Source organism: Vallitalea maricola, assembly GCF_036985595.1.
Lineage (GTDB): Bacteria > Bacillota > Clostridia > Lachnospirales > Vallitaleaceae > Vallitalea > Vallitalea maricola.
Map to the genome: position 1 here is coordinate 1 of NZ_BTPU01000183.1, position 297 is coordinate 297.

The 297-nt window shown below is 30.0% G+C and carries 1 protein-coding gene; it reads left to right on the top strand.

All coding sequences use genetic code 11. The features are described from left to right. Window positions 1-284 (top strand): YdcF family protein (locus AACQ14_RS23810; protein WP_339366027.1); only part of this gene is annotated, 284 nt, incomplete at its 5' end. Between the last annotated feature and the right edge of the window lie 13 nt (window positions 285-297).

Below are 297 nucleotides of genomic sequence, written 5' to 3' on the forward strand. Positions count from 1 at the left end.
GATACCTTTATTCAATAGGTATCAATGAAGATAGATTGATTATGGAAAATAAATCAACAAGTACTCAGGAAAATATAAGAAACAGCTTTGAATTGATAAACGCATATAATGATACTACTTCAGTAACAATAATAACAAGTGATTTTCATGTGTATAGAGCTAAGAAGATTGCTGAAAAATATTGTCAGGATATTCAGGGAATACCATCAAGGACACATCCACCATTGATTGTACACTATTATGTTAGAGAGTTCTTTGCCGTATTGAAAGATACTATATTTTAGTTGAAGATATCTC